The following is a 3237-nucleotide window of genomic DNA, read 5'->3' on the forward strand; positions in this document are numbered from 1 at the left end:
GTGCCGGAGCGGCCACGGGAGCGGGCTCTGCGGCCGGGGCCGGGGCAGCGGCGGGGGCGCCGGTACCGTCGTCGATCACGGCCAGCTCGGCGCCGACCTCGACGGTCTCGTCCTCGGCCACCTTGATGGAGGCCAGTACGCCGGCGACCGGCGAGGGGATCTCGGTGTCGACCTTGTCGGTCGATACTTCGAGCAGCGGCTCGTCGGCCTCTACTCGCTCGCCCTCGGCCTTCAGCCAGCGGGTGACAGTGCCCTCGGTGACGCTTTCACCGAGCGCCGGAAGGGTTACGGAAACCGCCATGGTTTCGGTTGCTCCTTACGAATTGCGGAAGTCTGTGTCGTCGTCCGACCGAGGGGGTCAGTCGTGGGAGTGGAGAGGCTTGCCGGCCAGAGCCAGGTGGGCCTCGCCGAGCGCCTCGTTCTGCGTCGGGTGGGCGTGGATGAGCTGCGCGACCTCGGCGGGCAGCGCCTCCCAGTTGTAGATCAGCTGGGCTTCGCCGACCTGCTCGCCCATGCGGTCGCCGACCATGTGGACGCCGACCACGGCACCGTCCTTCACCTGGACGAGCTTGATCTCGCCCGAGGTGCCCAGGATCTTGCTCTTGCCGTTGCCCGCGAGGTTGTACTTCAGAGCGACGACCTTGTCCGCGCCGTAGATCTCCTTGGCCTTGGCCTCGGTGATGCCCACGGAGGCGACCTCGGGGTGGCAGTAGGTCACCCGGGGGACACCGTCGTAGTCGATCGGGACGGCCTTCAGACCGGCCAGCCGCTCCGCCACCAGGATGCCCTCGGCGAAGCCGACGTGTGCGAGCTGGAGCGTGGGGACCAGGTCGCCGACGGCGGAGATGGTCGGCACGTTCGTCCGCATGTACTCGTCGACCAGGACGTAGCCGCGGTCGATCGCGACGCCCTGCTCCTCGTAGCCGAGACCGGCGGAGACCGGGCCGCGGCCCACCGCGACCAGCAGCAGCTCGGCCTCGAACTCCTTGCCGTCGGCGAGGGTGACCTTGACGCCGCTCTCGGTGTACTCGGCCTTCGAGAAGAAGGTGCCCAGGTTGAACTTGATGCCGCGCTTGCGGAACGCGCGCTCAAGAAGCTTGGAGGAGTTCTCGTCCTCAAGGGGGGCGAGGTGCTTGAGGCCCTCGATGATCGTCACGTCGGCGCCGAAGGACTTCCACGCGGAGGCGAACTCCACGCCGATGACACCGCCGCCCAGGATGATCGCGGACTGCGGCACGCGGTCCAGGACGAGGGCGTGGTCCGAGGAGATGATCCGGTTGCCGTCGATCTCCAGGCCCGGCAGCGACTTCGGCACGGAGCCGGTCGCCAGCAGGACGTGGCGGCCCTGGATGCGCTGGCCGTTGACGTCGACGGAGGTGGGGGAGGAGAGCCTGCCCTCACCCTCGATGTAGTGCACCTTGCGGGATGCGATGAGACCCTGCAGACCCTTGTACAGGCCGGAGATGACGCCGTCCTTGTACTTGTGGACGGCCGGTACGTCGATGCCCTCGAAGGTGGCCTTGACACCGAACTGCTCGCTCTCGCGGGCCTGGTCGGCGATCTCGCCCGCGTGGAGCAGAGCCTTGGTGGGGATGCATCCCCGGTGCAGGCAGGTGCCGCCGACCTTGTCCTTCTCGATCAGGGCGACGTCCAGTCCCAGCTGGGCCCCGCGCAGCGCCGCGGCGTAACCGCCACTACCACCGCCGAGGATCACTAGGTCGAAAACGGTGCTGGCGTCGTTCGCCACGTCACGTCCTCCATGCATGTGCGCCGTACGCCGGTCGTCAGTGACCGCGCGGCGGCTGGTGTCCGGCCGCTCTTTCTTCGGCCCTGTGGTGGGGGCCCTGTCCTGCCGAGCCCATCTTCGCACTTGTCGAGGCCCAACGAGACGCCGGGCCTGGGTGTGAGACGCCACACGCTCACATGAGAGACGTTGAATTGTTGAGACACCTAGGGTGCGACCCCCTAGGGGCGCGGGGCTGTATCGATATGCAGCTCCGCTGCGGGGCGCGACCGGCCACAACCGACCCGCAGCCGCCCGCGCCCCTAAGGCATCGAGCTACTAGGCGAACGTCAGCCCAGATCTCCCGCCGCAGTCAACTCCGCAAGCCGCACGAGCGTCCGCACCGCAGACCCCGTCCCACCCTTGGGCGTGTAACCGAACGGCCCGCCCTCGTTGAACGCCGGCCCCGCGATGTCGACGTGCGCCCAGGTGATCCCCTCACCCACGAACTCCCGCAGGAACAGCCCGGCGACCAGCCCGCCACCCATCCGCTCACCCATGTTCGCGATGTCCGCGGTGGGGGAGTCCATCCCCTTACGCAGGTGCTCAGGCAACGGCATCGGCCACGACGGCTCCCCGACCTCCTCCGCAGCCTCGACGATCGCGGAGCGGAACGCGTCATCGTTCGCCATCACACCGAACGTACGGCTCCCGAGCGCCAGCACCATCGCCCCGGTCAGCGTCGCCACGTCCACGATCGCGTCCGGCTTCTCCGCCGACGCCGCCCACAGCGCGTCCGCGAGGACGAGCCGGCCCTCGGCGTCCGTGTTGAGGACCTCGACGGTCTTGCCGCTGTACATGCGCAGCACGTCACCGGGACGGGTCGCGGAGCCGGACGGCATGTTCTCGGCGAGCGCCAGCCAGCCGGTGACGTTGACCTCAAGGCCCAGGCGGGCGGCGGTGACGACGGCGGCGAACACGGCGGCGGCACCGCTCATGTCGCACTTCATCGTCTCGTTGTGCCCGGCCGGCTTGAGCGAGATGCCGCCCGAGTCGTAGGTGATGCCCTTGCCGACGAACGCGAGGTGCTTGGTCGCCGCCTCGTGCGTGTACGACAGCTTCACCAGGCGCGGGCCGGCCGCGGATCCGGCGCCGACGCCGAGGATGCCGCCGTAGCCGCCCTCTTCGAGGGCCTTCTCGTCGAGCACCTGCACCTGGATGCCGTGCTCCTTGGCCGCGGTCTGCGCGACGGCGGCGAAGGCCTCGGGGTCGAGGTCGTTCGGCGGGGTGTTGATGAGGTCGCGGGCGCGGTTCAGCTCCTCGGTGACCGCCAGAGCGCGCTCTACGGCCGCCTTGTACTCCTTGTCGCGCGGCTTGCCGCCGAGCAGGGCGACCTCGCCGAGCGGGCCCTTGCCCTTCGCGTTCTTGCCGTTGTCCTTGTACGCGTCGAAGGAGTACGCGCCGAGCAGCGCGCCCTCGGCGATCGCGCCGGCGTCGGCCGCGTCGGTGAGGGG

Annotated in this window: 3 protein-coding genes; all 3 read right to left on the minus strand. The window is 69.4% G+C overall.

Annotation, left to right across the window (positions count from 1 at the left end; translation table 11 throughout):
- Positions 1-301 (minus strand): biotin/lipoyl-containing protein (locus tag R6V09_RS49400; protein WP_317887977.1); only part of this gene is annotated, 301 nt, incomplete at its 3' end.
- Positions 302-358: 57 nt separating this feature from the next.
- On the minus strand, positions 359-1747 hold the full coding sequence (lpdA, locus tag R6V09_RS49405; RefSeq protein WP_317887978.1) for a dihydrolipoyl dehydrogenase: 1389 nt from the start codon (positions 1745-1747) through the stop codon (positions 359-361).
- Positions 1748-2073: 326 nt separating this feature from the next.
- On the minus strand, positions 2074-3237 hold a 1164-nt coding region (locus tag R6V09_RS49410), incomplete at its 5' end, for a leucyl aminopeptidase (RefSeq protein ID WP_317887979.1).

It is taken from the genome of Streptomyces sp. W16 (assembly GCF_033194735.1).
In the GTDB taxonomy this organism is placed as follows: Bacteria; Actinomycetota; Actinomycetes; order Streptomycetales; family Streptomycetaceae; genus Streptomyces.